Source organism: Actinomycetospora sp. (assembly GCF_036497585.1).
Classification (GTDB): Bacteria; Actinomycetota; Actinomycetes; order Mycobacteriales; family Pseudonocardiaceae; genus Actinomycetospora.
The window spans coordinates 1-3,216 of the sequence record NZ_DASXJD010000083.1 but is presented as its reverse complement, the minus strand read 5'-3'; the positions used below and the strand labels follow the sequence as shown (position 1 = coordinate 3,216).

4 protein-coding genes are annotated in these 3,216 nt (G+C 73.2%); all 4 read left to right on the top strand.

The genetic code is table 11. From position 1 onward, the window contains the following. On the top strand, window positions 1–285 hold a 285-nt coding region (locus VGH76_RS07520), incomplete at its 5' end, for a ThuA domain-containing protein (RefSeq protein WP_331556006.1). Window positions 286–351: 66 nt separating this feature from the next. Further along, entirely contained in the window at window positions 352–2,244 is a 1,893-nt protein-coding gene (locus VGH76_RS07515; protein ID WP_331556005.1) for a virginiamycin B lyase family protein, read from the top strand. 8 nt (window positions 2,245–2,252) lie between these two features. After that, window positions 2,253–2,930: a nucleotidyltransferase domain-containing protein gene (locus VGH76_RS07510; protein ID WP_331556004.1), complete on the top strand. Its 678-nt coding sequence runs from the start codon at window positions 2,253–2,255 to the stop codon at window positions 2,928–2,930. Window positions 2,931–2,941: 11 nt separating this feature from the next. After that, window positions 2,942–3,216 (top strand): NAD(P)-binding domain-containing protein (locus VGH76_RS07505; protein WP_414637689.1); only part of this gene is annotated, 275 nt, incomplete at its 3' end.

Here is a 3,216-nt window from a genome sequence, read left to right as displayed (position 1 = left end):
GGGCCGACGGGCGTGGTGGTCGTCGACCGCAGCGACCCGATCACCCGCGGGCTGCCGGCGCGCTTCGCCACGCGCGACGAGAGCTACCGCTTCACGTCGCGGCCGCGCGCCCACGTGCTGCTCGCCGCCGACGCGCGCGGGCGCCCACCGCTGGCGTGGACGAAGCGCTACGGCCGCGGGCGCGTCTTCTACGACGCGCTCGGCCATCCGATCGCCGCGTGGTCGGACCCGGTGCGCGACGGGATCGTCGCGCGCGGGCTGGCGTGGGCGGTGCGGCGCTCGTAGCCCGGTTCCCGGTGTATGTTCCCGGCCGCAGTACGGGGTGGGGGTCCTGTGCGAGGGGGAGAGCAGATGGTCGGAAGGCTGCGGTCGACGGCGGTTGCGCTGGTCGTGCTGGGCGTATCGGGTTCGCTGGCGGCCGGTTCGGCGAGCGCGGCGAGCCTCGCGGTCGAGGACCACGGCCCCGAGCCCCCCGGCGGGGGGAGAAACATGTGGATCGTCTACCGCGCCGACCCGGGCGAGGCCAATCATCTGACGATCACGCTGGACCAGCAGGCCCACAAGTTCACCGTCAATGACCCGCTCATCCCGATCCGGCCCGACACGGCCCACGGGGACCTGGCCACGATGCAGCAGGCCTGCACGTTCCTCGGCACCAGCGTGACTTGCGACACCGCCCTGATAGGGGGATACCAGACCTACGAGGCTCTGCTGGGAGACAGGAACGACTCCGTTGCGACGAAGGGCGCCGACGACTTTCACGAGATCCTCCTCGACGGCGGTCCGGGGAGCGATGGTTTCAGGGCAGGAGTAGCCGGCCACGACTCGACCGACCTGATCGGCGGGCCGGGCGCCGACGACTTCCGCGGCGGGGGCGGCACAGCGGTCGTCGAGTACTCCGACCACACGCAGGGCGTGACCGTCACCGCCGACGACCAACCGAACGACGGCGCACCGGGTGAAGGCGACAACGTCCACAACGACGTCACCTATATCGACGGCACCGCGTACGACGACAGCCTCTCCGGGGGCTCGCATCCGGTCAATCTCGCCGGCGTCGGCGGGAATGACACGCTGACCGCAGGGTCGGCCGACAGCGGGCTCTTCGGCGGCGACGGCAACGACCGGCTCACCGGCGGCGGCGGGAACGACAACCTCGACGGCGGCCCCGGAGACGACGCCATCACCGCCGGGGACGGCAGCGACCGGGTCTCCGGCGGCGACGGCGACGACACGATCCTCACGCGCGAGAGCAGCCTCGATCGTGTGCACTGCGACGGCGGGAGCGATGCGGTGACGGCCGACGGCGAGGACGCCGTCACCCCGGATTGCGAGTCGGTCAGCCGGCCCTCCGGCTACGTCTCGCCCTTGACCGAGTTCCCGATCACCACAGTGCCTCCGGCCCAGGGCGGCCCGGATATGAGGGGCATCGCCGCCGGCGCCGACGGCAACCTCTGGGCCGTCAGCAGCCGTGGCAACGAGATCGACCGGATCAGCGCCGCAGGCTCCATCACTGGCAGGTTCCCGATCCCCACGCCGAGCTCAGGGGCGTCGGACATCGCCGCCGGCCCCGACGGCAACCTCTGGTTCACCGAGGGCCCGGCCGGCAAGATCGGCCGCGTCACGACGGACGGCGCCTTCACCGAGTTCCCGGCCCCCAGCGTCTCCAGTATCGCCGCGGGGCCGGACGGCAACATCTGGTTCGCGGGGGGCGGGAGCGGCATCGGGCGGATCACGCCCGAGGGGATGGTCTCGAGCTTCTCGACGCCGGACTTTGCGTTAACCGGGGACGTCGCCCGCGGGCCCGACGGGTCGGTGTGGTTCACGCAGTCCTCCCCGACGCGCGCGATCGGCAAGGTCGACCCGGACACCGGCTCCGTCACCGAGTACACGACCGGCCTCACGGACGTTCCCGGCTCGATCACCGCCGGACCCGACGGGAATCTCTGGTTCACCGAGGGGACCACGGACCGTGTCGGGAGGATCACGCCCGCCGGGGCGATAACCGAGTACTCGTGGCCCCTCGCGCGGGGCAGCGGCCCGTCCGACATCGTCGCGGGCCCCGACGGCAACCTGTACTTGACCGAGTCCTACGGCCAGGGGGTCGCTCGGCTCACCACCGCAGGGCAGGAGACCGGAGAGTGGGCCACGGGCAACGCTGCACGCGAGGTGGTCGTGGGCCCGGACGGCAACGTCTGGCTGACCGAGGCGGGCGCGGTGGCCCGCCTCGCGCTGGGCGGCTGACCGCGCGCGTGGAGCACCTCGTCCCGCGCCTCGCGGCGATCCCGGGGGTCGCCGCCGTCGCGCTGGGTGGCTCGCGGGCGGCGGGCACCGAGCGTCCCGACAGCGACTGGGACTTCGGGCTGTACTACCGCGGCACGATCGACGTCGACGCCGTCCGCGCGCTCGGCTTCGAGGGAACGGTCGTCGAGCCGGGGGAGTGGGGGCCGCTCATGAACGGCGGCGCGTGGCTGACCGTCGACGGCGAGCGCGTCGACCTGCTGTACCGCGACCTCGACGTCGTCGAGCACTGGACGCGCGAGGCGGAGGCGGGGCGCTTCCGGCGCTACTGGGTCGAGGGCTACGTGGCGGGGATGCCGACCTACGCGCTGGCCGGCGAGCTCGCGCTCAACCGCGTGCTGGCGGGCTCGCTGCCGCGCCCGGTCTTCAGCGGCGCGCTGCGCGAGACGGCGATGCGCAACTGGCGCTCGAGCCGCGACTTCTCGTTGATGCTCGCCGAGACGGCCGAGGCGCGGGGCGACGCCACGTATTGTGCGGGCCTGCTCGCCAGAGCGGCGATCGCCGAGGCGCACGCGCGGCTGGCCGGGCGCGGCGAGTGGGCGCTCAACGAGAAGGGCATCGTGGCGCGGGCCGGGCTCACCGTGCCTGCGCTGGACGTCCCGACGGTTCGCGCGGCGCTGGACGGGTAAGCAGCGCGTTCGTGGACGTCGCCGTCCTGGGAACCGGGATCATGGGCGCGCCGATGGCGCGCAACCTCAAGGCCGCGGGCCACGACGTCCGCGCGTGGAACCGCTCGCGCGAGAAGGCCGAGCCGCTCGAGCAGGACGGCATCGTCGTGGCGGGCTCGCCGGCCGAGGCGCTCGAGGGTGCCGAGGTCGTCGTCACGATGCTCGCCGACGCGGCCGCGGTGCACAGCGTGGTGGTCGACGGTGGCGCGCTCGACGCCATGCGCGGAACCGGCGCCGTCCTGTGCCA

Bases quoted from the DNA above. Each gene is read 5' to 3' on its own strand.
- VGH76_RS07515 (WP_331556005.1), top strand. From the start codon at position 352: ATGGTCGGAAGGCTGCGGTCGACGGCGGTTGCGCTGGTCGTGCTGGGC.